We start from the raw sequence: 23,743 nt of genomic DNA on the forward strand, positions 1-23,743 counted from the left end.
GTTTTAATCATTTTTTCACCTTAAAATAATGAATAACCCCTGTTTTTCAAAAAAATTTAATTTAACCTATAGACTTTTGTTGTTTTTTATATTAAAATAAAAAATAAAGCTATTTGATTGATAGTTTTTTAAAAAAAATACAAATTATCCATTTCTTAGAAGGAATACTTCTAAGAAAAATTAGTTTTTATTTTATCCAACATAAATTGATCAATAATTTCCTTCTGGTTTTACCTGATATCAATAAAATTATTTTAATATAAAAAAAATGTAATTTCTCAGCACTAAAGCCTTTTCATTCCGCTTTTAGTGCTTTTTTAGTTTATAATTAGGATACTATAAGGAGGGGGACATCATGAAGCCACACATAACATCTGTTTATATACTTGAGGACCAAATTGCTTATAGATCTGAATTACAAAAAGTTATCCATTCCATAAATAATTCAAAAAATAAATCATCTTTTAAAATTATTACAATTGAAAATTTCATTACTTTTTATAAAGAAATAGAAAATTTAACAATAAAAGATAATGATCTCTTTTTGATTGACATTGATTTACAAGTATCATTTTCTGGAATTGATTTTGCAAAGTTAATCCGAAAAAAAAATAATCACTGTTTTATCGTATTTTTAACTAATCTAACAGATAAGGGAATAGAGGTTGTCAATCAAAAAATCAATGCGGCCTCTTACATATTAAAAGGAACTTCTTTAGATGAAAATAATTTTAAAAAGTTATTTATTTCTATTGAATCTGAAATAGGCGCCCGAATTCTTAGTGATGAAGAATATCTAACCGTGAAAAAAGCTGGGGAAACAATGTACATCAAGTATAAGAATATTCTTTACATTCAATCTGTTAAAGGTATGCGAAATACCTTGATTATAAAAACAACCTATTCAGAAAACTTAGTGGATGGTTCAATTAATAAAATGAAGAAAAAAGTGCAATCAGACTTCTTTTATACAGAATTGCGCTCTTTCATTATTAATCTTCTTCATGTTTATTCCTTAAATTATTTACTTGGACTCGTTATTTTTGATGATGGAACGGAGTTAGAGGTAGGGGAAAAAATTATATATAAATTAAAAAAGAGGCTCTAAACACATTATATTTTGCTGAAGGAGTATTTATGACACTACACTTACAAATCATTTTATTTGCTATTAACTATTTTTTCATTTGTTGGCTTATAGGATATAAAAATTTCTACTTCTTAAAGAAAACGATTTTTTTGACTACTTATCTTATTATTTTAATCACTATCAGTCTACTGTTTCAAAATTTTAACTCATTTACTTTTTTTATTTTGTTTATTTTGATTGAGCTTTTCTTTATTTATCAGCAGTTTAAACGATGGCACATAATTGCTTTATTTTATCTTTTTAAAAACTCTTTGATGATCCTATCTTGGCTTCTTACTTGGTATACTTTTTATTTTGCATGGACTAATAATTATATTGGATTACCATTATTTACTTTACTCAAACCTATCATAATTATTCTTCAGCAACTATTGTTAATTCTGATGATTTTATTAGGCCGCTGTGTTGATAATAAATACTCTATATTACTCTCAATTACTCAACTCCACAAAAAATATACACTATCATCAATACTTTGTCTCGTTATACTTTTCTTTTTTAATATTAATAAACGGGTTAGTCGCTTGGAAATGAATTACGAAGTCTACTTCTATCTTACTTTTATTTTATTAGCATTGACCAGTGTGTTTTATTATACGTTTTATCTTATCGGTCGCTTTTACCAGCAACAACAAACTATCATTTATCTTTCTAAAAAATCTCAAGAAGAAGCACATAAAGTCTCTTTAGTAAGTGAATTTCAACATGATTATCGAAACATCCTATTAAGCTTAAATACTTATCTTAACCAGAATGATATTGAGCAAGCACGTAATTACCTTGCTTTAATTACAAATTATTCAAGTTCTGTGACTAATGAAACTTTTTTTAAAAAAATTTCTATTGTAAATGTACTTTCTATTCAAGGTCTACTTTTAAATTTTTTTGAACAATGCAAAAAAAGAAACATTTCTGTTATCTTTTCAGCAAATCAACAAGTTTCTGAATTAGACATTACAATTAATCTTATTGATTTCATTAGATGCTTGTCTATTCTTTTAGATAATGCATTTGAAGCTTCCATCAATGAAAAAAGAGCCACTATCTTTGTTCATTTTATGATAAAAGACCAACGTCTTATAGTTAAAATTCAAAATACTTTTACAGGTACATTAGTTCTTAGCAATATACTTAAAAAAAATTATACAACTAAAGACAAGCATAATGGTAAAGGTCTTTATATATTCAGTAAACTATTGAAACAATATCATGATGCTCATTACTCTTTTGAATATGATAACGGCTTGTTTACCACAAGCTTTTCTTTACCACAGACTAGTTAGTACACTCTACCTACCTAGGGTTAAACTTTTTTTACTTATAACATTCTACATCTTCCTTTCTTTCAATGACACAGCTACTTATAATATGGTTTTGCATATCAGAAATAAATGACTTTTGTAATGCAATTAATATAAACATTGTTTCACCTATCTCCACATTGCTGACTTCGATATCTTTAACAGGTAGGGCTTTTTTAGTTAGGAGCTTAATTGGGTTGTAATTAAATAGAAAAATTATATTAGATAATACAAAGTAATCATATAAAAAAACGTACCCTTTTTCCATTAGGAGTTTATAGGGTCGATTTAACTCTTCTTGGTTCAATGAAGACACATCTTTCCAAAAATTGCAGAACAATATTATTCTACCGATAAAATTTACCATTCTCTAAGACATATCACTTTAGAAAATGTTATTTGATTGTAATCCATAAGTAACTTCTTTTCCACTTAATTCATCCATTCAATTATTGCTTCATTATTTAAATAATTTATGAATTATTTTATTCCCCACTATCTTTTAAAAATTCTTCTAGTAGAACCAAGAAGCACTCCAAAATATCTTCTGGTCCAGATATTATTACGTAGTATTTATCAAATATTTTCTAATAAGTACCAATATAATAAACTTGTCAGAAGTTATTGATAAAATAGAATGAACACTCTAACAGATATATGTTAAAGTGTTCTAGGCCAAATTAAACTATCGATTAGGGAGGAGGGGATCTGAATTTGTTTTTTTAGTTTTCATTTTCGCATAATAACTCTCCAGATTATTCCTCCCTTCTAAAATCCAAATAAACAGTGGAGCACCAGTAACTATTATGCTGTGCTTCGATGATGCAAAATATAAACTATCTAAAAATACATTACTTCCCTTATTTTCTAAGTGCTAAAGTAGTAAGAATTGAAGAGTTCGAAAATAAGCTGAATGAGCTAAACTCTTTGAAACTGACCTCGGTCTTAATAGTTTCTTTAACTCTTTGAATTATTTTATCTGCTCCTGATTCTACGCTTTACTAAAACATAAACTTTTTAGTTTCATATATTTGTCAGTTACTTAACGGGATAAACTAGCTATATTTGCTACTAATTTCAATAAATAGCTTATTTATATGGCACCATATATCCTTTAGAACGTACTGTTTTTAAGAAGTCGACATTAATCGACGCATGCTTAAATTTTTCTCGAATATGAAAAACGACATTTGCTATTAAAGACACTTGACTATGATCATATGTCGCTCCCCAGATAGTCTTATAAATCATTTCATAACTAAAGACTTTCCCAGGTTCACTACAAAGTAAATTCATTAATTGATACTCTCTTTGGGTTAACTCTACTTCTTTTATTGTATTGTCGTTCGCTAATCCCATCAAAGAGCGATTAACCTGATTTATGCTCAGTATTTTTTTGTTTTCATCTATACGATTACTAGTACTCTTCTCACTAACTTTATTCCCTTTTTCTTCTCTATATATACTATTTCTAATAAACAAAATAAATTCTTCTGGTAAACTAACCATATCAAAAACAGCATCTGCCCCCATTTGTAAGTATATTTGTTTTATCATAGTATCGGAAACTTCAGAAACAACCCATACAAAAGTACAACTTATTTTTTTTATTTTCATAATCCACTCACAAGTTGTATTTACTGATTGCTGTCGATCTTCTTTGATGATAATTCCTGAAAAATCGAAACTTTTCTGATTTAGATCAGCTTCGTTCAAACGTTTTAAAGTAAAATCATATTTTTGAAATATCTCAATCAAAGATTGATCTATTTCATCATTTGATATAAATCCTAAATAATACATACAATTACCTCCTATCATTATTGATTATTGTCTAATTTATGTAAAAAAATTTATTCACATAGAAAAAGGGTGAACAACATACAAAATAAAAACCGTATGCTTCACCTCATTTTTGCTACACTAAATTTCACAATACTCCTAAATCTTTTTAAAATTTAGGAGTATTGATCTAATTTGGTGTTCTTCTTAAGATAATTAATGAAAAAACCCTAAACAACAATACTTTCTATTAATTCTTTCTCCCTATGTTTAGCTCGGAACATTAGCTAATTGCCACCCTAGTGTCCCAGAATACTCATTTTTATAGTTCCCCGTAATGGTTTGTTTATAAAATAAACCTACACTATCATTCCAATTTTTAGATATATTAAAGTCCCCAGAAGTCGGCGAACTATTACCATTTGTAACTGATGCAGAACTATTCGCAGTCAATTCTTTTGGCACAGCTGCTGCACTTTCTTTGTAATAAAAACTTCCTTTTATCGTTTGTGTCGCATTTTTAAGTTCACTAGGTTTTACCTTTAATTCCCATTTACTATCTAGTCGATTATCAAACACAATTAAATTATCACTGCTTAAAATCTTAACTGGTGTTAAATCTAATTTACCTGCATTTAAGCTTAACGAAAGTTTCTTAGGTACTTCTTTTAATTTAAACTCTCTTATAACCGTTTCAAATTCCAACTGATTATTTGAATTCTTATCCGCATCATCCATTATCACGACATAAGTCTCACCACTGTCAACAACAATTTCTTTAGTTATATCAGCGAATCCATCATATAAGATTTGGCCACTTACCTTATTTTTAATTTTAAAAGTATGTCCTGATAAAAGTTCAATAGTTTCATTGGCACGCAAATTAAGATAACCTATATTTGTAGGATCAAAAGGTTTTATTTTTGTTCCATTATCAATAATCTGCAAACTCTTTGTACCTGTTAATGATAATCCATTTTTTGCACTAGCTACAAAGGTTTTATCAATAGCAGTAAAGAACCCAGGGGCTATAGAGGAATTATAGGTTAGTTGCGTATTACTAATATCAAAAGAAGTATATGGCCCGTATATAAATGGTTCCATAGCCCCTACTAGAGGGTTATTATTGAGATAAATTTGCTTTAAATTCGCCATTGTACCGAGTCCATTTGGAACAGTTCCACTAAGATTATTATGATCAAGAATTAAACTTTTTAAGTTTCCTAACCCAACTAGTGATTCTGGAATACCACCTGAAAAAGTATTGCCAACCACTGCTAAGTTAGTTAGTTTCTTTAAATCTCCTAATTCACTTGGTAAGCTTCCTGACAACTTCTTATTTTTTAAATCAAGTATTTCTAAGTTCGTTAATGAATTGATCGTCTTAGGAATATGTTGCCCCTCAAATGTTTTTCCTACAACTTGATCAGAAATAGTTGTTATCCTCAACAAATCCTCTGGATAGACATCTTCATCAATTTCTTTAGGGGCAAGTTGATTGTTAATTTCATTAATAAGCCATGATTGATTTTCAAAATATTCAGACGTAAGTGGATCCTTTATAACTCGTACAGGCACAGTAATCGTTTTAAATTTACTTGGCGTTTTTCGACTTGAAATTTCAACATCTACATTATACGTTTTCAACTGATTAAAATGTATATTTTTATCAACGATTTCCTTCTGCAAGGTATCCCCAGGTATTGTTGATATCGTATTTTTAAGCATTTTATTCACATCTAAATCTCCACTATAGGAATTATATCTTGCAATAACTTCATCAGCTGCTTCACCATATATATTTGGCGATATAGTAGCTGTTCCTATTATTTTGCCAGATTCACGCTCTGGTCCCGCATACTCATCTAAACTATAATTGAAAAAGGTCATAGGAACCTTATAGTGGTCTGCAGCACTATCATACCGGTCAAGTACTGCCTGATTATTTAAATTTTCCACTGCAATTTCGATATTAATCTGATTAGATGCTAATTTGATTAAATCGTTCTTTTTAACTCTAAACTCTATTCTATGATCATGAATTTTAACAATTTCAATCATACTTGAAATATCCTTTTTATTCTTATCAGTAGCTTTAATCGAGACGTCACTCACATCAAGTGCATTAAATACATTTTCTCCATCGAACATTACAATTGATAATTCATCAGGAAAATATTGTTGATAACTATCAGTAACAACTTGAGTAATATCATAATAGGCTATAAATTTATCTGTATTTTTGACTCCATTTGCGCGTGGCGGCAAATATTGGATATCTCCTGGCGTCTTAATATCACTCTCAAAGAGAAAACTATCCAGAAGCATCCCCATTGATCTAAACTCTCTAAGAACTAATGGTGTAGAATTATCAAAAATAATAATATTATTAAAATCTCTAATAGTACTATTATTTCGACTTTCAAACTGAGTTTCGACTTTTAAAGCATCAGATGAATAAGAACTACCATCAACTACAGACTTAAAATCATTGTAATTCTCTCTACTCACGACTTTGGTTGCAGTAGCAGGGAGTACAGGTTCATTAAGAATAAATCTAATCAAATTATCAGATTTTACTGCATAATGACTATACGTATTGTAAGCTGTATTACGAGAAGTCGCTCCAGTAGCAATTGGCAACTCTACATAGATATTTTCAACTGGTGTTTGGAATACTCCATCATCATAAACTACCTGAAACTCCATACTAGAATCCACATTTTCTATCGCAAGTGAACCATTTTTAGTTACTGCAGCATACTTTTGATTTCCCCCCCTTGGATTAGAAAAGCCAATTTTAAGGGCAATTGATTTCTCATTAACAAATCCTAGTTTCCTAAAAATTGTATTTTTACCAACATAAACAGGTTGTCCCCACTGATATGCAGTATGGCTAGTATCATTATTACCATAGTAATCTTCAAATAGTCCTGTAGGGCCGATCACATCTTCTAAAACATTTTTCCCAACATAACCTGGTCTAACTACAAGCTTATCATAGTTAGGTGGCTTTCTATTTCCATCTTTATAATAACCATAATTATCAATTTCTGAATATAATTCTTCGTTAGTTAGAGCAAAAGATTTATCTGGTATCATCATTATAAAACTAGCAATTATAACTAGTATTAATATACACTTTTTTCTATTCACCTCTATCTTACTCCTTTCTAATTATTTAACCTACATGGTTATTATTTGGTACATTTTTACATAATCTCTTATCAAACCATCCATTGATATAAAAACAAAATTTATAGTTTTTAGGTAGATGCTATTAGTAATAAAGCTACCATTCACCCTCATCTTTTCTTCCATAATATTATATTAACTAAAAGTGACAAAAGAATTACCATCCCTACAATAATGGAAATGATTATCACCCATTTACTAGTTGATTTTTCCTCTAATTCAACAGCTTCTTCATTTAGTTCAAGCGCATCATCTTCTGTTATCCTAAATTTCTTAGTAAATTGCCAATCATCTTTTTTTGAATGTGCGTTTAATTCTAGTTCATAGTTCCCTGAAACTAATTCTTGATTTTCTAACGAAATTGGAAAATCAAAATTCGAATTTGGTGCCATTGCCATATCTGACTTTTCTGTTTGATAGAGTACTTCTTTTGAGCCATTCTTTCTAATTTTCGCTGTTATACTTAGACCACCAATAAATTCTGGTTTTGTATTTTGAATATTAGCAGTAATTGCTGTTCTATAATTAAATAGATTGGCCTTAACTACATTTAACTTAAGTTCAGGTTTAATTTCTTCTATTTTTTCTCGTAATTGAATCCCTAGCACAATAGAAAAAACATTTTTGATCTGAACATCATTCTTCTTTGTTTTTGAATCTACTGCTGCTTCTTCATCTGCTTTATCAGAGATATTAAAACCACCAACAATTTTGCCGTGAAATGCTTTATCAGGCATTTTCAATCGGAAAGTTACTCGTTTTGTCTCTTTGGGCTTTAGAGTGACTGTTTGTTTTCCAGAAAGTAGATTCGTAATAGGATAAAGTAGTGTGGAATCATTTTTCTTGGGTTCCACACTATACTCTAGCTCACCATTTTGATTAGTAGTGCCTACATAAGGAACTACCGATAAATTTAATGTTTCATTACTAGAGCTTTTAATTTCTAGTTCTATATTTTGAATTTGTCCTGGAGTCATTTGTAAATCAAAATAGGTTTTAGATTTATCTATTTGATTTTCTGGAATGATAGCCTGAACTGAATAACCCATTCCATCTGCGTATGCATTATCAGAAATACTGACAAGTACAACTAGTAACAAGGTTGCAAAAAAATATTTTGTTGTTTTAAAAAATGTCATTAACTACGCTCCATCTACCCTTCTATACTTGGAATATCTGCTAATCTCCAAGTAATGGTTGCAGTGTAATCTCTTCCAGACTTGGCAGTATTAGGCAAAATATCTAGCTTCACCTTTTTATTCAACTCTTTTCTACTTTCCCATTTTGCAGCCCAAACTCCTTGTCCTGCATTTTTATCAGCGGTCATTATTTTTTGATTCTCTTCATTTAATGAAACTGAATAACTTTTGGGAGGTGCTGCATATTCTGATTGATACTCCTGAATATCACCTTGTACTATTGATAATGTTGCACCAGATAATACAAATCTCCTTTTATCATCCGCAGTTGGTTCAGAAACAAAATTGGAAACTTGGGCATATAATGTCCAACCACTATAGCTTCCTCTTAAATCAGATACTTGGATATACGGATTTGAATTCTTTGCATACTCCTGTTGATACAACCCACTTCTGACTACTTTACCAAAAGTAAAATTAGGTACTCTATCAATTTTTAACAACCCTGAATTATTTGTTCCATTATTTGCTGGATCTTCTGGATCATCTCCAAAAGCTGGTGGGACGGGAGCTTCACTCCCTTCGATAACTGTCACATCAATATCAGATTCTAAAGAATCTGGGTTTAATCCTCCTGCTGAACTTGTTTCAACTCCAAAAAAGATGGAAAATAAGACAGTACTAAATAAAACCACTCTATATTTTTTTGATTGTATCATATTATCTATCCTCCCCTTGGTCTCTTTAACGACTGTCTAAATTTTAATTGGTTTACGGAAGTTGTGGATCAACATCTACTGGTCCAGGAGTGTCAGACAATTCCCATTTTAATTTTCCAGAGTAGCTTTCTTTACGTGCTGTATTCGGTACAGACAATTCTACTCCTTTTCTTGTTGGTTTTTTCGCATCTTCAGATGTTTCGAAAATATTTGTATAACGCCCCATCCCTTTATTTTTTTCAGCACCAAAAATTGACCCACTAGTATTTGCAGTTATGACTAGTCCTTTAGTAGTAGGTGCAGCTATTGCTTCTGTTGATGCTTCCTTTGAAGTAACTGTGCCTTTTGGAAATGTTAGTGTCCAACCTTTTAACTCTTCACCAGCATGTTCGCCAGATTTTACTGCTAGAGACTTCATTGATACTTTGACATTCCAACCATTACCGTCCCCAGACTCGTCCACTACCTCAACACCTAACTTTCTACCATCGGCGATATCAGCTGGTGCTGACTGTCCAAGTGGAATCGCTGCATATTTAAAATCAGAAGCAGCCTTAATAGTAAACGTACCATTACGACCTGGTTTATCCGTTATAGGTTCTTCCGGCTCTCCCGTCCCATCACCTGCTGTAACAGTTGCCTCAACATCTGATTCTAGTGCACTGTTTCCATCTGTTTTTGCTTGTGCTCTAACTGGTAATAATGTTGCTCCAAACGTCATAGCGACTATTAAACTTGCTAGTACTTTTCTTTTCATATTAAATTCCCCCGATAATCCTTTGATCTTTTACTATTATTTCTTCAACAGCTTACTACGACAACTTCCCTTAAGAATAAAATATTATTTATTGTGTTTTTTTTATGTTATAATACTTTTAACTACTTATATGTTTACTATTCAGCATCAACTAAAGACCAGTGAAGAGTACCAGTGAATTCATTTCCACTTGCCAAATCTTTTTGAGCTTTCGCTACAGCTAACTGTACATCTTTAATTTCAGCAGCAATACCGCCAACTTCAGCTTTTGTAGCAGTCATAACTGCTTTCTCTTCATTTGCTTTAAGTTCTACTAAATCTGAACCAGTAATATTAACACCAGTGTATGCAGCCAACACATCAGGTAATTTTTCTGGTGTTGGGATTTTACCATCTACTTTATCAATTGTAAAAGTAGACAATGATTTTGCATTAAAGCTTAATGTTGTACTTAATTTTTGTGTTGAATCTTTTGGATTAGTTAATTCAGACATTTTTGCTTTTAGTTCCCAACCAGTTTGTTTGTCTGCATCACGATCTTCATATACTGCAATATATTGTTTATCCGTGTTTTGGTTGTAGAACATGCCACCGTTATCGCTTAATTCATTTTCTTTACCAAATTTGAATGCGGTAGGTTTATTGATTAAGCTTAATGCTTTATCATAAGGTCCTTCAATAATAGTATTGTCATCATCAGTAGCAAATCCAATACCTACTCCTGTATCAGCTTCTCTTTCTGAAGCTTGAGCTGCTTGTGGTAATAATACCGCACTAATTGATAATCCTAAAACTAATAACCCTAAAACTTTTTTGTTCATTCTTTTTTCTCCTATCATAATTTATTCTTAAGGAAGTTACCGTAGTAAACTGTTGAAATATAACTATAGTTACTCTTCTAAAATGTATTGAAGAAGTTGACTTGTTTTTGAATATACATAAATACATAAATCAGTAAAGCAATGCATATGATAGATATAGCAAGAAGTATCCAATTCACTAATATTTTTCTTTTTTTTAATTTCAATTTTTTTAATAAAATATTATCTTGATTTAAGGAGAAGAGAAACATTCCTAACGAAATTGCACTACATGCTCCTAATATATATAGCCAGATATAAACATTCATAAAAAATAATCTCCTTTAGCCAGTTTAAGCTTATTCTGCCTGTGAGCATTAGTCTGTATTCACTCTAATTTGTTTATCTAATATCATTACGAAAGCAACAACAATTAATATCATCCCTCCAGCTAATATTGCTAACCGTGTTACTATTTCACCAGTATTTGGCAAGCTAAATTCTTTACCTGTCGGTTTTGGTGTTCCAGCAGTAGGTGTATTATTATGAGGTTCAGAGGGTTTTGGAAGCTCCCCTTGTGTATTTTCAAAACCAATCCCAACATCAACATTCTCTCCATTAATTTCTGAAGAATCTGCATATGCAATTGGTGTAGAGAAAATAATTATTCCCACTATGAATAGACTTATAAATAAAGGCTTCCATATCCTACTAACATTTTGTTTCATTTCCTTCACTCCTTCATTTGTTAGCTTTCCTTTTAGTTGTTGTCTGTTTGGCCTTTCTTTTTCTAGCACGTGTACGAACAATTTTTTTCCAGCGCTTATTTCTAATTGTTAAAAGCACAACAACTAGAACAATCAGTACAACAACAAGTACAACAATATATGGCAACCACTTAGGTGGAGTTAATACGAATGTTGTTTCTTTATTCATTTTTTTAGCTTTATCAGCGGTGATATTAATATCTTTTTTCCAATTCCAATCTTGTTCACTATTTTGAGCATGCACTTTGACAACATAGTCTCCAGCTTTTATCGCTTCAACTCCCCAATCTATAGCAAATTCAAAAGTACTATTTGGCGCAAATTTCCCATCGTTTAATGTATATTTTTTTAAAACATTTTCAGAACCTTTTTTAGTTATTACTGCTTCAATTTTTAATTCATCAGCTATTTGAGGATCTGAATTATGTATACTGACAGAAACTTGTTTGTTTCCTGAATTTAAAGCAAACTTAGCTGATGTTAAATCTAAATTTGTCGCATTTTTGTAATCTTCTTCAGTCTCACTGGTGATTAACCCGATCTTATATTCAAACTTATTATTCACTACTTGTTTTTTAGCTTTTTCTTGTTCAGTTGATTCAAAAACAATAGCGCCTAATTTTACTCCCTCGTAGCTTTCACTTGGAGGTGTGACAACAAATTCAACAGTTTTTTCTTCAAAGCCTCCTAATGTAAACTCTGGTTCTCTCGCTTCAACGATTTCTGTCAGGGGCTGTTTTAACGTTTCATCTATTGTTGTTACTGACGTATCATATTCAATACTGCCTCCCTTACCAGTCGTTCCATTTACTACACGACCTAGTATCGTAATTGGATCTTGTTGAGTCGATTTCACTTTTACACGTAATGTTTGTGCTTCACCTGGCTTTGTTTCAATGTAAAAATATGTTTTATTCGTTGCAATTTGTGTATCTGGTCTAATTGCTTGAACAGTAAAACCTAGCGGATCTACTTTTTGATCTACTGCCAATGAATGCATCGGTGACCCAAATGCCAATATAAAAAATAATAGAACGTACTTATAATATGTAGTGATTTTCTTGAACTTCAAAACCGTTTCAACTACCTTTCTATGTGACCTAAATCATTATATATTTTATGTTTCATTTCCATACCAATTTATGTTTATTTTCTCTAATTCATTTCTATTTTTATAAACTGAACAATTTCTAACACGTTTATCTTAACACTTATTTAGACTACTCAAAACACACTTGTAAGCGCTTAACGATATGCTTTCGGATCAAAAAGATACGTTTTTTATTTTTTCTTCCAAAAAATATTGAAATAATGTGTTTTATTTTTATATAATACTATGAAGAAAGAGGTGGTATAATGTTCAAAACAAATATATATATATTAGAAAATGATAACGACTACAGAAATAAAATCAAAAACATAATAAAAAGATATCCTTCTGATAGGATATCTTTCACATTTCCACTACCACATAATTATTTAGATTTTATACAGCAAATACCAACAAAAGATATCGCTGATACTGATATTTTTTTCTTGGATATTGATTTACAAACAAATTTCACTGGGATCGATATTGCTAAAATTATCCGCGAAAAAAATAGTCATTGTCCAATCATATTTTTAACTCGCTTAACAAATCAAGCTATTACAATTATTAACGAATCCATTCATGCAAAAAGATATCTTGTAAAGGAGATTGATAGTAAACTTTTAAAAGAACATATATTTGATTTGTTGTTAGAATTAGAACAAACACTGCTTCCAAGGCAAGATGACACAGATGTTTTAACCCTAGCCACTCGTAATGAAACGATGTTTTATAACTATTCAGATATTCTATATATTGAATCAGTTAAAGGAAGTAGAGGTAAGATCATGGTCAAAACATTAAACCAGAATCAATTAATCAATTGGAGAATCGGAAATATAAAAAAACATATTGATAAAAAATACATGCTTACAAGTTTGCAGTCTTTTGTAATAAATCTTGAAAATATACAGGGGTTCAATCGAAGTGTAAATGCAATTATTTTTAAGAATTCTGAACAATTGCTTGTTGGATTAAAAGTCTTTAATAAAATTTTTCAAGCAACAAAGGAGTATCGAGATGATTCCATTTAATATATTTACTTCATTAATTTCTGTTAATTATTTTTTATTTTGGAATCTAACATTCTACAAAAGAGCACTGTCTTTTAAAAGGAAGGTTCTCTTATCAAGTGTTCTATTTGTACAGTTTCTTAGTGGTGCAGGGTACTCAATTCTCCCTTATACTCCAAATTTCTCACTTTTTTTTTTATTACAAGTTTTATTATTAATCCGTCGAGACCATACTTGGATACTCTCAGCAATTTTTAGTGCGATAGAAATAACTTTAATGATGTTTTCATGGATGTTTACTTGTGACCTATGGAGTATGTTATTCATACAAAACATAATATCTAAGGAAGTATATTTAAACTTTTTAATATATTTTGTTTTTTTACAACAGATTCTCTTATTCATTCTTATTAAATTAACAGACTATTTCGATAGTAAATGTAATTTTTTCCACACTATTTATCTTATAAAAAAGCCATATAAACTAACATCCTTAAGTGTTTTTGTATTGATTGCTTTTTTTATAACTATTGAACAATTTTTTATTACAGAACATTATCCTATTTTGTACTACATAATTTGTGCCATACTCTCTTTTTTCACCTTCTCTCTGATTATTGGCTATTACTTTATCAGTAAATATCATAGAGAAAAAGAACATACAATGGCTCTCTCTAATGCATTTAAACAAGAAGAAACACGCATATTATTATCAGAAGAATTTCGACATGATTATAAAAATATTTTGATAAGTCTAACAAACTATTTAGAAACTGGCCAAAATGAGAAGGCCATTCATTTATTGAAAGATATAACAAGCTATTCTACTGATGTCCTTAGTCCAAACTTGTTTCACTCTATTCTTCTTATTGAGATACCACCTATTCAAGGCTTATTAAATAATTTTATCAACACTTGCCTTGAAAAAAATATTTTAGTTGATCTTACTATTTTAAATCCTATTACTGATATAAACATTGGTACCGTCGATTTAATTCGCATCCTATCTATTTTGTTTGACAATGCACTTGAAGCAGCAGAACAAACTGATTCACCATTTATCTCTATTAATTTTTCAAAAAGTAAGGAAAATACAATAATTACTGTAACAAATTCTTCTTTACCTATAGAAGATAAAACCTATCAATCCATTTTCAAAAAAAAATTCTCTACTAAGAAAAATCATAAAGGAATGGGGCTCTATATTCTTTCAAAAATTCTCAATCAATATAATAATGTTCATTATACAATTAATAAAGAAATAGGAAAATTTAGTGTCCTTGTAAAAATTACCACTAATCTATTTTGAGCCAACATTCTCATTTGGTAGTAAGTTGAAATTTATAAACATTTAAACACTTGTTTCTGTGAGTGAAGTACTTTTGTTACAACTTGATAGTCTAATATTTTTTTATACATAACTTTAAACTATTCCTATCTTAAACTACAAAAAAATCATTAATTCTTTATTTACTTTTTTAAAGTGAACAATATTTCAAAATACCTGCTAGAGACTCTTCAGAAATAAAATCAAAGTTCACAAAAATTTGATTTTATTTCTGTTTTATTCTGAATACTAAAGTAAATATAAAATTTACTAGGATTTTTTATCTTGATTTACTCATCTTCGCCTCCTTATTTAAACTAGTTTTCATCAAAAAATTATTGTATTTATATTTTTTCTCCCTCTCAATAAAACATGATATGTGTTCAAATCTAGTCATGTTCTTTTCTGCAATATAACTCGACACATAGTTGATATTTATATTCCTAATCAATTCAAGCATAGATAACAATCGCCAGATTGTTTCTTTAAAAAATCTAGTTCGTAAAAGAATCTATATTTCGTCAATATATGTTGAATAATGCTACTCCAAATTAAATAGATATCCTTTTAGAACAAAAATTTTACAGAGAATGATTATCTGAAAGAGAAACCTACTTTTATTATTCAAAACTAATCTACTACTTCAAGTGAAACTCTAGTGGTATATTTTTTAGATACACTACTTTCTATTGTTTAAGTCTACCTAGCTTGTTCTATCCTCCACCTATCTTTTCATTAAACTTTCTTACCAATCATTCATTTCCTCTTCAAGACACAAAAATAGGTCAATCTCCCACCAAGATAATCAATCTTCGTAGATATAATATATCGCTATTTTAGATTGACTATATTTCTCAGAACCCTACATCAAGCAACTCTACCCCTTAGCCACTTCTCTTACAGTAGAATAGATACCCTATTCCTCGTACCGTTTTAATATAACTTGGTGCCTTACAAACAGGATCCAGTTTTTGACGAAGATGGAAGATGATATTACTTACTCGATAGTTAATCTCCTTGTATTTTCCATCCCATAAGCCCCTATTTATTTCTTCATACGTGACCGTTTCATTTGGCTGTTCAAGTAATAACGATAAGGCTTTATACTCTAGCCTTGTTAAATCGACTTCTGTTTTCCCTTCAACTAGTACACTGCTATTGGTTGGATTGAGTGCCAGAATTAATTCTGGTTCTTCTCTGATAGAGGAGTGGTCTAACAATGGATGCTTTGTATTCTTTTCTTTTTTGTGTCGATTTAATGCATTATTCATCATTAGAAACCATTCTTCTGGTCTTTGTTCTTTATTCGTCACACCATCTGCCCCAAGCCTTAGATACACTAGACGATTCCTACTATTTTGCTCCGTTGTCCTGACCCAAATCAAGGGTTCATTTTGTTCTTTTATTTGAATGATTTTTTCACAAATTTCCCCCACTTCTTCTTTTCCTTCATCTAAAATAATAAATAAATCAAAATTTTTTTCCTCGTCCATTTCTTCATTTAATTGAAGCGTCTCTATATGCCATTCTTTTGGACTGTATTTTCCCCAATAATTGACGTTCTCTTCTTCACTTATACTACTCGCAATTCCCACATGATACATCATCTTCTCTCCCTCTCTATTCATTCCTATGTATACTCTTTTTCTTAATATGTTTAGCTCTTTTTAACTTGTTTAAGTAGATCGTCTGTTTTAAATAAACAAAGTGACGTACCCTTCTCTTTCATTGTAGGTCACTTTGTTTCATTTACTCCCCTGTTATCGTTCATTGCTTACTATTAAATAATCGTGAACCAGTCCTTTATCGTTTGTTTATTCTCTTTTTGATACTTTCTATCGACTCCCTTTTTAACATCCTTTATTCTTCTTGACTTCCTTTATTTCCTTTTAGGCAGCGCAGATATTACGTTTATACCGCTAATTCCTTGGTATTGTACCTGTGTTGGACGACTTTTTTCTTCTACTTCTTCTTTTGTTAAACCTGCTTCTTCTAGATCTATTTTCTCTATTCTTTTAGTCCAATCTATCGGTTACTTAACGTGATAGGTTCCTGTCTGTCCATAGTTCCAGCCATAAAAGCCTGGTGCTGCCTGATTAACAAAATCTGGCTGGATATAAAAGGTGAGCCAATATTCATTATTATCTCCTGTATAATCGACATAAACAGCGCCTTGTGTTAAGGCCCCTTGTGCGTCTTTTGTTTTGCTTAATTTATACCCCGCATCCTTATAATACTCTGGTATAACTGCTTCAGTGTGGTAAAAGTAGTTGTCAAACGATACAGGGAGTGTATAGGTCTCATAAGGGACTTCTGTTTCTTTCGTTCCCGATGAACTTATCGCATTTACGGTAAAATTCACACCGACTTTTGCATTTGTCGTGTTATTCCAACGGTAATACCCTGTTTCTGGGATAACCATCTCTTCGTTAGGTGCTAATACGATTTGTCGTACATGAAGGGTGACAGGCTCTTCATATAACTCTACTTTGACTAACGAATTCGTACTTCCTCCATTTGGATCAGTTAATTGGAGCTGATAGTCTTTCCGTGGTGTTCGCGCGTTGTTTACCCCAGTTTTTGGTTCATTTACTCCCGATTGATAAGGAGCTTGTCTGTTACTGGTTACTGTAGAGTGTCCTCCATCTGTGCCCCAGACTGCATTATAGTCCCAGACTATTGCATGAGATAATGAAGCAAGCTGTTCGTCTGTTAGTTGCGCTGCTTTTTTTAGGGGATAACGGAAGTTAAATCCATAGATTACTTTTTTATTTGCTTTATCCACATGGGTCGTTTCATTGGTGATAAAGACCGTTACAGTATGTTTAAGTGTCTGCTTCTTCCCACCTCTATCATACTCATAGCTCATTGTTAGTGGATAGGGTTTAAGAATCTCTTCATATGATTCGTAATCTGGATTGGCAGAAGCTGCACGTGCTGCTTCATATCGTTCCTTCACCTTCTGAATAGCTTTCAACTCTGTTTCATCCACTTTTACTTGGCTACGCTCATTTGTAGCATCATCAATGACTTCATGGTCATCAAACAGTTTCCATAGTTGAAAATTACTTTTTTGCTTTGCAGTTAATCCAGTCATATCTGCCACTTGGTCAACGGAGATAGCAAAGTTCTCTGCGCGAAGAGCAAAATCATCTGTTTTAACCGTATTTGGACCAAAAACATTAATCCATCTGGAAGTAGAGGTTGTTTGGAGTTGTGAATCTGTAACAAAATAGGTTACGCGCTGTGGACCAGTTTTTGTTAAATCCAATCCTAGTTCTTTCCAATCAATTGGCTGATCTAGCTTTAATGGGTTACGATTAATTCTAGTATCTAACCAAGACTCATCTTTTGGATCTAAGCTATAATTGAAGTCAAAGTTATCATAAACCTTTACTGCACTAGCATGTGTCTTATCACCTGCTTTATTACCTGTTAAAAGCATATTTTCTAATTTAGTTTTATCTAACCAATCTGGATCTGTTTGATCTAGGATTAGATCTTTTTCTGCCTTGATTACTGGTGCATAGTCATCTTTAGTCTCTAAAAATGATACTAAGGCATTTCCTTTTGCTGGTGATTTACTTTGAGTTAACCAACCAGTAGCTGGTAATTCAGCATCTCCTGGAAATTGCCTCCCTATAGTCCTATCGACAAATTGCATCTCACGATCAGTAATACTACCAAAATATACCATTTTATTAGTTTTACTACTCTTAATCGGGGTAAGATTTATATTTCCTATAATATCCGGAAATTTCAATCCAATAGTATCTAGACTCAAAATTTTAAAGTTTTTATCCATCAAACCTACAACAAAACCTGGTTCTCTCTTCCATTTTTCAAAATCATCTATATATTTATAGATGGTACCAGTAAACTGAATTAAATTATCTCCTAATTTTGAAAAATTCAAATTAGCCGCACTATCCCTTACAGTATAAACACTAGTTTCTTCATTTGTTTGCAAATTATAATGGATAAAATTGTCGTAGAATAAAGTCCCATCATTGACTACCTTAGTTGTTCTATGCTGTAGAGTAACACTATTTTCTTCTATTAATCTATCTTGATAACCTATGAAATCATTATAAGCTCCTTGATAGAGAACTGTATTTTTAGCTATTTTCGTTTCAGAATCTAATTCCCATTTACTAAATGTATAGCGAGTCCCATTTACTAAAGAAGCCCGCTCAATACCATAATAAGTATTTCCTCTTTGGAGTAACGAGTTACTTTGAATTAAAGAATAGTGGTAAATGCTATTCTGATTATTACTTCCAGGTGAGGCTTCAAACTTATATTGATCTAATATTGTTCCATCAGAATGTTTAAGCACTGTATAATATTCTTTATCTGTAGAACTTGTTCTAATCACACCACTCGTATATATTGAGTTATCACCCTCAGTAACCGAATGATTCTGTAGTTCTTGGACATAGCTATTAACTCCTGATAAATTTATTGATTCATGTGGTGAAATGATTCCAATTTTATCTCCCTCATCCCTTAAGATTGTAGTATTAATAGCTGAACCTAGTATAGTATACATTACTAGAAATTCATTCTCATCTTGTTTAAAAAAAGCTGTATTAGTAACGGAAGAAAGTCCAGTTGCTACTGTATTACTTTCAGGCTGTTTATATACCCATATAGAATCTAATATCTCCCCACTACCTGATACTAATACTATTTTTGCAGAATTTATAGCAAGATATCCTGTTCCATAAGGATTTGTTGTAAATTCTTGCAAAAATATATAATTACCATGTATTGTTTCAAACCCCTGTTTAAATAAATTTCTTATTTCGCTCGAAAAGGCAGTGGTCTGTATAGTTTTACCATTCATCTCTTGTTTACTTAAAGACAGTGAAAATTGATCATCTTGTACATACTCTGAAAACTTTGGTTGATTTGCTAATTCTTGTTCAATGATACTTCCCCCATCATAAGGAAGTGGGTACTTTAACTCTGGATCCTCTTTATCAATCACGATAGGGTTGCCATCATTGGGTTTGCCTTGAATTTTATCACTCGTAGTCAACCAACCAATTCCTATGCTTAGAAACGCTACCGCTAGAAGACCACCTCCGACTATACCTCGTTTAACCTTCTGTTGTTTTGTTCCCTTTTGTGGTGTAGTCCTCTGACTATTCTTTTCTTTCGTGAATAACATCTAAGGCTCTACCTCCTCTTTTTGTTGACTTAATACTTGGTTAATTTGACCTAGTTCTGGTGGTTCATTCGGAACGGTCCCATTCCACCAAGCTTTTATATAATCCGTATTTTCAGCTGTAACCGCTTCTACTTTCAACGCAACCGTTATCGTTCCTTTCACAGAACTCTTAACTCCTTTGAATAGTGGCGGGGTTTCTTGGCCTTCTTCTAACTTTTTTAAATAATAAAAGTAGCCATCTTTCCCACTCTGCCACTCACTTGTATTCAGCGTGTCTAAAAATTTTTCTGGGGCGGAGTCTACAGATAAATTCTGACTATCTTTGACAATTGGTAATGCCAACACACGAATAAACTGGCTAACTTCTCCTTTATTTTGAATCCGAACTTCTCGTTCAGACACTAGATCCACGCCCAATGTTACAGGTATTTCTTCTTGATCCACCAACATGACCTTTAAATCTCCTCGTCCCGTTTGGTAGGACTTCTCATCAGTAGAATAAAAGTGCGCCCCTGTCTCGTCAGTCGTCAACCAACTCCCTACTAGAATTAGGGTCGTGGACGTTAATAGAAATAAAGAGAGGTACTTGTTTCTTTTTCTCATAGTCTTATCCCTTTCTAATAGAGTTTTCCTTGGAATCGTTGATACACTGGACTACTTTGGGATAACCCAAACCCATTTACTACACTTGATAAGGTCGCACTGTAACCTTCTGCCACACCACTTAGTTCATACAAGCTCCCTTTAATCGTGTTTTGGGCATGGGGAGCGAGTTGGACAGAAGAAACTAACAACTCACTTCTTTCCCCAGGCTCAATCATTTCAGAATAATAAAAATACCCCTCGTAGTACAACCAATAACTTCCTGTTGGAATTGGGTCAGTTGGCATGACAACGTGTGGCATCTTAACACTTATACTTTGTTTCAATCGTTCAGCTCGTTCAGCTTCCAATGTCCAATCATAGTCTGTTCGTAATTGCCCAATGAGATACGTAACTTGTTCTTCTTCACTTTTCTCTAATGTTGCGCCTGTTTGCCATGTCGCTGAATTTTCTAGTGTAATAAGTTGATCCGAAGCTGTTGCTCGTTCTTTTAAATGGCCGTTTCCTGTTTGATCTGTCGTATCTAACTCAAACGTTAATAAGACTTCTTTTAACGAGACCCGAACAATTGCTGGCATACTGGATTCGTTACGAACCTGCAAATTTTTCAAACTTACTTTCTTCGATGGGGTTAATTGGACTGGACTATGATCCCCTTCCAATGCAATCTCAACTCGACCACTTGTCATATGATTGACTCTATTATCCGCAAAAGTTACCCAGGCATACGTACTGCCTATGACAATTACGCCTGCCAATAATAAAGAAACACACAGAGTCAGAACCTTCGATTGCCAATACCTTCTTTTTTGTTTTTTTCGTTTACTCATCGATCCTCTCTCCTTCACAACTACTTTAGTTGCGGCTTCCGTTTTGGTCATCGATTCGACGTTTCTTATAAACTAATAACACAATAATGATCAGAAACAACCCTGCACATAGTTTATAGAGTAGCGATTCCCATTCTTCTCCTGTTTTCGGTAAAAAGCCAGTTGGTTTTTGGTTCTCAGTTGCCGGTCGAATAACGGTTGGTGTACGACTGCTCGTCGTTGTGCCTGTTGTACTTGACGTGGTAGTCTCTTTCGAATTGGTTATAAAAGACCACTTAAAGTGATACTCACTTGCTTCCGCATAATCGGCTAACCCTAACTCTTTTGATAGTGTAAAGGTTGCTTTTATCGTACTTTCTGATCCAGGTAAAAAATGACCCAACATGACTTGGTCTTTTGTCCAATCAAAAGACGAGGTCCCCAATAGGCCACCTTCATAGAGGACTTCTCCCCCTTTATGTTCTAACCTGACGGTCACGGTCTTTGTGAAATCAATTGGGCCCGTTCCTTTTCCTGGTTCTACCAGAATTCGGACATCAAAGCCTTCTTTTTTATCAACATTTCGTATTGCCAATTCTTTAGTATACACCTCACCTGGTTTGATATTGGGCAGATCAATAAAATACTCACCTTCACTATCGATCTTAATCCCTTTTAAATCCCCGATCAATAACCCAGGAGGAAGGGTCTCTCCATACGCAGAGAGACCACTAAAGAAGAAGAATAGAAAAATCAGACTGAACAGGACGCGAGCAAGATACGGTCTTACATTATTCTGTTTCATCGTCTATACTCCTCATCGTTTCTTTCCTCACACTACCTTATCCTCTGTTTGGTGCTAATTTTGCTAAATGGTCATAAATCGCTTTGGTTCCTGTTTTTGTTAGGTCCATTCCCCAACCACCATTGTTGTTGCCTTGTTCATCAGAGGTAACCGCATCTGACAACGCTGGGGCAGTCGCTTGAATCACTTCCATGTTGACAATCAAGTCATAGTGAAGATCGGCATACGCAGCCATTGCTGAGGCACCCGCACTATCGTCTAACTTCACACCCTCTAAGAAATCTGGTGCTGTTTCCCCACCTTTTAACACATCTAAGTAGTAGAAGTAGCCATCCTCTGTGTTGTAAAGCCATTTTTTAGCGCCGGTTCCTGTCACTTCACCAAGAGACGCTGGTGTAATCATTGCGCCAGAATTATAGAATGTTTTAAAGTTTGAGCCTAATGCCGCATCCGCTAACATTGAGCTTTCCCAACGTTCACCTACTAAGCGTGGTCCGCCTTCTGCACTCATTGGCGTAATTGGCGTATCTTTATACATACTGAAGTCATGGTCCCCTTCATTCAATACAGTCACTGAACTTTGCCCTAGAACCATGTTGCTTCCTGCCCAGTCCACCCCTGTTTGCGCTAATCCTTCATAGTAGTAATAATCTACGTTGGCTGGATCAATCGTAAATTTCCACTCTGAAACCGCTGTTTCTGCTCCTGGTTGTGCTGTTAAAGCGGATTTTGTTATTTTCGCTTTTTGATATTTAGGTGCTTCTGCTGTACCGTAGTTATAAATTCCGGCAATTTCATAGGTCGCTTTCCCATTTGATACGCTTCCGTCTACAAATACTTTTAGGTTCGCTGGGATATTTCCTGTAATATTGGCTTTATTGACCTCAGTCCACTCGGCAAATGCCCCTTCTTTGGCATTGACTGGATAAACACCCTCTGTCCCATCATATCCTGTTGCTTTGGTCACTTGATTGGCCAAATTCTCATAATAGTCAAACGCCTCTTCATAAGATACACGTAAGTACACTGGCATTGACCCTGTGTTACTAACAGAAACTTTCTTTTCATATTCCTTTCCAGGTTCAAAAATGTCCGGATTTTCCCAAACTTCATTGATTTTGACACTATCTTTATCAAATGCTTCCCCTTTCATGTGGTTCACACGGGATTCTGTTAAGTTAATCCATGCAAATGTTCCTGAAAATAATGTAACCATTGCTAAACCAGCAGCACCCGCCACTAATCCCTTTTTCTTTGTACTAGCTTTCATTTTGTGTTCCTCCTATTAAAATTGTTTTATTTATATAAAA

At 32.7% G+C, this 23,743-nt stretch carries 18 protein-coding genes; 4 read left to right on the forward strand and 14 right to left on the reverse strand.

What is annotated here, in order from left to right; translation table 11 throughout:
* The first annotated feature begins 355 nt into the window (after positions 1 to 355).
* A complete protein-coding gene (locus AC4BB7_RS15650; RefSeq protein WP_490483633.1) occupies positions 356 to 1,108 on the forward strand; it encodes a LytR/AlgR family response regulator transcription factor in 753 nt (250 codons plus the stop codon).
* 29 nt (positions 1,109 to 1,137) lie between these two features.
* Positions 1,138 to 2,433 (forward strand): sensor histidine kinase, encoded by a 1,296-nt coding sequence (locus AC4BB7_RS15655; protein ID WP_490483634.1) that lies wholly within the window; start codon positions 1,138 to 1,140, stop codon positions 2,431 to 2,433.
* A 1,107-nt stretch (positions 2,434 to 3,540) separates the two neighbouring features.
* Here AC4BB7_RS15655 and AC4BB7_RS15660 read toward each other — a convergent pair.
* The 8 genes from AC4BB7_RS15660 to AC4BB7_RS15695 form a co-directional block, all read right to left on the reverse strand.
* Positions 3,541 to 4,254 carry a winged helix-turn-helix domain-containing protein gene (locus AC4BB7_RS15660; protein WP_490483635.1) on the reverse strand — a complete coding sequence of 238 codons (714 nt, stop codon included), beginning with the start codon at positions 4,252 to 4,254 and terminating at the stop codon, positions 3,541 to 3,543.
* A 249-nt stretch (positions 4,255 to 4,503) separates the two neighbouring features.
* Entirely contained in the window at positions 4,504 to 7,389 is a 2,886-nt protein-coding gene (locus tag AC4BB7_RS15665) for a hypothetical protein (RefSeq protein WP_490483636.1), read from the reverse strand.
* A 149-nt stretch (positions 7,390 to 7,538) separates the two neighbouring features.
* Entirely contained in the window at positions 7,539 to 8,567 is a 1,029-nt protein-coding gene (locus AC4BB7_RS15670) for a WxLIP family cell surface protein (RefSeq protein ID WP_490483637.1), read from the reverse strand.
* A 14-nt stretch (positions 8,568 to 8,581) separates the two neighbouring features.
* Entirely contained in the window at positions 8,582 to 9,286 is a 705-nt protein-coding gene (locus AC4BB7_RS15675; protein ID WP_490483638.1) for a WxL domain-containing protein, read from the reverse strand.
* 52 nt (positions 9,287 to 9,338) lie between these two features.
* On the reverse strand, positions 9,339 to 10,043 hold the full coding sequence (locus tag AC4BB7_RS15680; protein WP_490483639.1) for a WxL domain-containing protein: 705 nt from the start codon (positions 10,041 to 10,043) through the stop codon (positions 9,339 to 9,341).
* Between the two features lie 137 nt (positions 10,044 to 10,180).
* Positions 10,181 to 10,864 carry a WxL domain-containing protein gene (locus AC4BB7_RS15685; RefSeq protein ID WP_490483640.1) on the reverse strand — a complete coding sequence of 228 codons (684 nt, stop codon included), beginning with the start codon at positions 10,862 to 10,864 and terminating at the stop codon, positions 10,181 to 10,183.
* 356 nt (positions 10,865 to 11,220) lie between these two features.
* The gene (locus AC4BB7_RS15690; protein WP_490483641.1) at positions 11,221 to 11,571 is read right to left on the reverse strand and encodes an LPXTG cell wall anchor domain-containing protein; all 351 of its coding nucleotides are present in this window, start codon (positions 11,569 to 11,571) and stop codon (positions 11,221 to 11,223) included.
* Between the two features lie 13 nt (positions 11,572 to 11,584).
* The gene (locus AC4BB7_RS15695; protein ID WP_490483642.1) at positions 11,585 to 12,610 is read right to left on the reverse strand and encodes a WxLIP family cell surface protein; all 1,026 of its coding nucleotides are present in this window, start codon (positions 12,608 to 12,610) and stop codon (positions 11,585 to 11,587) included.
* A gap of 356 nt (positions 12,611 to 12,966) precedes the next feature.
* On the opposite strand from AC4BB7_RS15695, the gene AC4BB7_RS15700 reads away from it, so the two are divergent.
* Together AC4BB7_RS15700 and AC4BB7_RS15705 are read left to right on the forward strand one after the other, a co-directional pair.
* Positions 12,967 to 13,734 carry a LytR/AlgR family response regulator transcription factor gene (locus tag AC4BB7_RS15700; protein WP_490483643.1) on the forward strand — a complete coding sequence of 256 codons (768 nt, stop codon included), beginning with the start codon at positions 12,967 to 12,969 and terminating at the stop codon, positions 13,732 to 13,734.
* Positions 13,721 to 15,022 (forward strand): sensor histidine kinase, encoded by a 1,302-nt coding sequence (locus tag AC4BB7_RS15705; RefSeq protein WP_490483644.1) that lies wholly within the window; start codon positions 13,721 to 13,723, stop codon positions 15,020 to 15,022. The genes AC4BB7_RS15700 and AC4BB7_RS15705 overlap by 14 nt, the downstream gene beginning before the upstream one ends.
* Positions 15,023 to 15,924: 902 nt before the next feature.
* On the opposite strand, the gene AC4BB7_RS15710 is transcribed toward AC4BB7_RS15705, so the two are convergent.
* The 6 genes from AC4BB7_RS15710 to AC4BB7_RS15735 all read right to left on the reverse strand — a co-directional run bounded on the left by AC4BB7_RS15710 (position 15,925) and on the right by AC4BB7_RS15735 (position 23,703).
* Positions 15,925 to 16,647: a winged helix-turn-helix domain-containing protein gene (locus AC4BB7_RS15710; protein WP_490483645.1), complete on the reverse strand. Its 723-nt coding sequence runs from the start codon at positions 16,645 to 16,647 to the stop codon at positions 15,925 to 15,927.
* A 425-nt stretch (positions 16,648 to 17,072) separates the two neighbouring features.
* Positions 17,073 to 20,216: a hypothetical protein gene (locus AC4BB7_RS15715; protein ID WP_490483646.1), complete on the reverse strand. Its 3,144-nt coding sequence runs from the start codon at positions 20,214 to 20,216 to the stop codon at positions 17,073 to 17,075.
* The gene (locus AC4BB7_RS15720; protein ID WP_490483647.1) at positions 20,217 to 20,819 is read right to left on the reverse strand and encodes a hypothetical protein; all 603 of its coding nucleotides are present in this window, start codon (positions 20,817 to 20,819) and stop codon (positions 20,217 to 20,219) included. It lies immediately after the preceding gene.
* Between the two features lie 14 nt (positions 20,820 to 20,833).
* Positions 20,834 to 21,649 (reverse strand): hypothetical protein, encoded by an 816-nt coding sequence (locus AC4BB7_RS15725; RefSeq protein ID WP_490483648.1) that lies wholly within the window; start codon positions 21,647 to 21,649, stop codon positions 20,834 to 20,836.
* Positions 21,650 to 21,674: 25 nt separating this feature from the next.
* Positions 21,675 to 22,433, reverse strand: a complete 759-nt coding sequence (locus AC4BB7_RS15730) for an LPXTG cell wall anchor domain-containing protein (protein WP_490483649.1) — start codon at positions 22,431 to 22,433, stop codon at positions 21,675 to 21,677.
* Positions 22,434 to 22,470: 37 nt separating this feature from the next.
* The gene (locus AC4BB7_RS15735; protein ID WP_490483650.1) at positions 22,471 to 23,703 is read right to left on the reverse strand and encodes a hypothetical protein; all 1,233 of its coding nucleotides are present in this window, start codon (positions 23,701 to 23,703) and stop codon (positions 22,471 to 22,473) included.
* Positions 23,704 to 23,743 lie beyond the last annotated feature (40 nt).

The organism is Enterococcus sp. AAFC-DPL-5182, assembly GCF_058216605.1.